4 protein-coding genes and 1 pseudogene are annotated in these 2,747 nt (G+C 41.3%); all 5 read right to left on the bottom strand.

Annotated features, from left to right (window positions below):
* Positions 1-303 precede the first annotated feature (303 nt).
* The gene (locus L4D74_RS24975) at positions 304-765 is read right to left on the bottom strand and encodes a RidA family protein (RefSeq protein ID WP_428755099.1); all 462 of its coding nucleotides are present in this window, start codon (positions 763-765) and stop codon (positions 304-306) included.
* 155 nt (positions 766-920) lie between these two features.
* On the bottom strand, positions 921-1,268 hold the full coding sequence (locus L4D74_RS24970) for a DUF6404 family protein (RefSeq protein WP_428755098.1): 348 nt from the start codon (positions 1,266-1,268) through the stop codon (positions 921-923).
* Between the two features lie 179 nt (positions 1,269-1,447).
* Positions 1,448-1,933 (bottom strand): GNAT family N-acetyltransferase, encoded by a 486-nt coding sequence (locus L4D74_RS24965; protein WP_428755096.1) that lies wholly within the window; start codon positions 1,931-1,933, stop codon positions 1,448-1,450.
* A 119-nt stretch (positions 1,934-2,052) separates the two neighbouring features.
* On the bottom strand, positions 2,053-2,442 hold the full coding sequence (locus L4D74_RS24960) for a nuclear transport factor 2 family protein (protein ID WP_428755094.1): 390 nt from the start codon (positions 2,440-2,442) through the stop codon (positions 2,053-2,055).
* Between the two features lie 153 nt (positions 2,443-2,595).
* Positions 2,596-2,747: pseudogene (locus tag L4D74_RS24955) on the bottom strand (type II toxin-antitoxin system RelE/ParE family toxin); the annotation flags it as partial.

The raw sequence follows: 2,747 nt of genomic DNA, 5'->3' as shown, positions 1-2,747 counted from the left end.
GGTTTGAGGAAGATGTCACTTTCGTTGCTCACAGACGGACACAAAAAGCAGTACCGCGAAACCTCGATTGCTAAAGCGAACGGCTTATCGGCGCTGCCACCGGAAAGAAAGTTAAGCAGTGGGGCTTGTCACTGCATAGTTAAAGGGACAATGATTTGACCACTAAATTTCTAAGTGCAACTAACGCCTTGTTAAGTAGCAGCTAACTACCACTGCACTCAAACAAAACCACCGTAATCACTAAACTGAACCAAACCAAAATCGCCAAACATTAGCTGTCTGCTTGAACAATTTGTTATGTTTCTAGTCCTTAATTTCAAATATTGAGTCAATAATAATTGGCAAATTACCTCTCACGGATGTTGCACCGAAAACTGAGCGGGCATGCACACCTTTTTCACCAAAAACTTCTGCCATTAGATCTGAGCAACCATCCAGTACCCTAGGGTGTTSTTCAAAGTCCGTTGTGGCGTTTACGAAACCTTGAAGCTTGACGACTTGGTTAACTTTATCCAATGAACCTAACTCTAGCTTTAATGCAGCTAATATATCTAAGCCAGTTGCTTTAGCGAAAACATACCCTTCTTCTGTGGTATATTCCYGGCCAAGCTTACCTCTGGGTACGACACTTAAACCAGCTACTGGACCTTTTCCTGAGACATAAAGTAAATTGCCTGTTCGAACGCAATTACAATAACTACCTTGCGGATCACTGGCTTGAGGTAACTCCAAGCCAAGTTCTGCTAATCTTCTTTCTATGTTCATCTATCCTCCGTGATTGAATGGAAACATAACGCCTGCTTAAGTGGTGAGTGACGCACCACAAAACTTAAATTGACCACCGTAAACACATAAGCCGACAGTTACACCAAAATTACCAAGCGTTACGAATCCACTTGAAGCATTTGTTATGTTTATTTCTATAGCCTTTCCCAATCCGTAAGCAAACTTTTCTTAGCCATAAGTAGGTAATAAATGCTCATTGCAATTGCGAATACAGAGCTGACTCCAAAGGCGTTAGCCAATGTAACCATAACGCTTACCCCATCTTGAGCAAGACTAAACAAATACGTTATTGAGAAATATACGATGAAAAACTCTGTAAACTTCAACACCACATTTTTAAAAAACGACTCGTAATATACAGGTTTAAGCTTAAAACCTTGTTTCCGCAAAAAGCGGTAAAGTATGGTCTTATCTGTGTTACATGAAAGCCCCAGCGACTTTAATTGATTATCAGCTCGTTCCAACTTTTCTTGATAGCACATATGCCCCCCCTCAAATTAAAGGTACATTACCAAACTTGAAAAGTTTACATTTCGAGCGACCTCATAATTAGATTAATAAACATAACGCTCTGCTAAGTGGCGCTGACGATTAACTTTACCAAACACACATAACTTCAAGCCAAAACCGCCAGACGTTACGCGTCCACTTGAGCAGCTTGTTAGCCGCACATTGCCCAACGAAAGTACGGTCTTTGACCATCCATTCGCTCAACACCTGCACCCAACCTTTTGTAGAAGTCATGAGCTTTTTTATTATGGGGACTTGCGGTCCACGAAATGTGCGAAGCAAAGGATGCTTCAGCTTGTGACTTTAAAGCGTGCATGAGTTCATAACCGAAACCTTTTGACCTGTGCTCTCCTACAACTAAAAGATCATCAAGCCAGATTGATGGCTCACCGCTAAATGAGGAGTACCTATAATGGAACAGAGCAAAACCTAAAACTTCACTGTGCATCTCCAATAATAAAGCATGTGCAAATGGAGTATCATTAAATAGCGTTTTTTCGATTTTCTCTACAGTCGTTGAGATTTCTCCGCTAAAGCCTTTCATACGTCGGTCAAACTCAGCTTTTTGTTCAATAAGCCCTAGCAATATACTTGAATCTTTCTTCGTCGCAGTCCTTACGATCACTATCTTCTCCATAGCTGAAATTATTGGTTGTCGGCTAACGCCCTGCTAAGTGGCGCTAACGATTAACTTATCAAGCGCACTTAACTTCAAACCAAAACCGCCAAGCTTATGGCGTCCACTTGAGTAGTTTGTTAGTTGCCCTTGCGCGGTACCTTTATTTCAAATACGTCACATGGCGTACCTTGATGATATTTAAGCTGCCACAACTCTCCGACTAGAGCCCAAATGGAACTGCGCTTTGAGAAGTTGCTACCTTGACCGCTGTCATCGATTAACGCAGATTCATAGGTCAATAATTTAACTGTTGGTTCTAATGCGACACATTCATAATTCTGGGAGTGTACCTGCACGTTTGATGGTTTCTCCGTTTCCATCATTCGAACAATTGATTTAAAGTCGTAGCTATTACCTGATCTACCAACTTCTCTAAAGTCTGGATGGATAAGTCGCTCAATTTCCACTTTATCTTGTCGGACTTCGAATTGGTGCAACGCAATTTCTTGTTCGATTATGACTTCCATTAATTCTCCGAAATCGATAAGGCAACTAACGCCTGCTTAAGCTGCAACCAACGCAATGCGGTGCCAAAGCAAAACACCTTAATCACTAAACTTACTAAAACCGAAAATGCCACGCATTGGTTGTCGGCTTGAAGCGTTTGTTATAACACAGTTTTACACATCATCTTCGGATAAAATTTGACGGCAATTACGAACTGTTAGTACACGAATTTCGTGGCTTAAGCTGTAGATAATACGATAGTGACCAAAGATGATTTCACGATAGTTTGTGTGGGGTATTTCAGGAACATACCGTCCTACCGTCC

This window comes from Vibrio cionasavignyae (assembly GCF_050337155.1).
GTDB lineage: Bacteria > Pseudomonadota > Gammaproteobacteria > Enterobacterales > Vibrionaceae > Vibrio > Vibrio nomapromontoriensis.
Note: the sequence above shows the minus strand (reverse complement) of the source record. Positions and strands in the feature narration are given on the sequence as shown.

Bases quoted from the DNA above. Each gene is read 5' to 3' on its own strand.
- L4D74_RS24970 (WP_428755098.1), bottom strand. From the start codon at position 1,268: ATGTGCTATCAAGAAAAGTTGGAACGAGCTGATAATCAATTAAAGTCG.
- L4D74_RS24965 (WP_428755096.1), bottom strand. From the start codon at position 1,933: ATGGAGAAGATAGTGATCGTAAGGACTGCGACGAAGAAAGATTCAAGT.
- L4D74_RS24960 (WP_428755094.1), bottom strand. From the start codon at position 2,442: ATGGAAGTCATAATCGAACAAGAAATTGCGTTGCACCAATTCGAAGTC.